This is a genomic window from Coprococcus sp. AM97-35, assembly GCF_027697525.1.
Taxonomy (GTDB): Bacteria; Bacillota; Clostridia; order Lachnospirales; family Lachnospiraceae; genus Allocoprococcus; species Allocoprococcus comes.
This window is the reverse complement of record NZ_JAQESL010000083.1, coordinates 1-742: the sequence shown is the minus strand read 5'-3', so window position 1 is coordinate 742 and position 742 is coordinate 1. Positions and strand designations below refer to the sequence as shown.

Below are 742 nucleotides of genomic sequence, written 5' to 3'. Positions count from 1 at the left end.
TTGGTGTCCTGCAAGCGAAGCTCTATGATTTCTTTTTCATGGGTCGTGTGCTGGTCGATAGCCGTAAAATTCTTATACGCCCCAAAGCTCACGCTTGCGATAAGCACCACCCACAATGCAATCACGGATTTTTTATGTGTGCCTACCTTGAAAGTACGCACCTTTTTTTCTTTGGGTTCTTTGATAGTTTCTGTCTGTTTCTTATTCTTTCTAAACATGATGAAATCCTCACTTTCTATTGTTTTACTCGTCCTGCACCGATTAAGTGCTGTTGCCAGTAACTACTACTTAGGTCTGCATATCCTATCGGGTCGCCTGCGTGGTACATCTGTGTCGGCGAAACAAGAATACCGACGTGTGTTACATAACTTCCAGCGTTATAGGTAGAATGGAAAAATACCAAGTCCCCAGCCTTTGCCTGCGAAAGTGGAAGATGTTGGGTTGCGTCATACTGTGCTTGTGCGGTTCTCGGTAAGGAGATACCAGCTTTTCCATAGCACCATTGCGTCAGTCCCGAACAGTCAAAAGAAGTGTTGGGATTGCTACCGCCATACACATATTTCCAGCCTTGATATTTTAACGCTTCATTCATGACCTTTTGTGCCAGCTCTCCCGATACCTGCGGAACAGTTAAATACTGATTGACTAATTCGACGTAAAATTGATTGCCATACTGATACCGCCAACCCCCGTTCTTCGCAACGGCTATCGGGTTGGTGTAGGTTACTTTCTTTCCACCCGA

At 45.0% G+C, this 742-nt stretch carries 1 protein-coding gene and 1 pseudogene; both read right to left on the bottom strand.

Annotated elements, in window-relative coordinates:
* Positions 1-218 (bottom strand): annotated as a pseudogene (locus tag PG840_RS16770) (conjugal transfer protein); the annotation flags it as partial.
* Positions 219-235: 17 nt separating this feature from the next.
* Positions 236-742: C40 family peptidase (locus tag PG840_RS16765; protein ID WP_270613923.1), on the bottom strand; the 507-nt coding region annotated here is incomplete at its 5' end.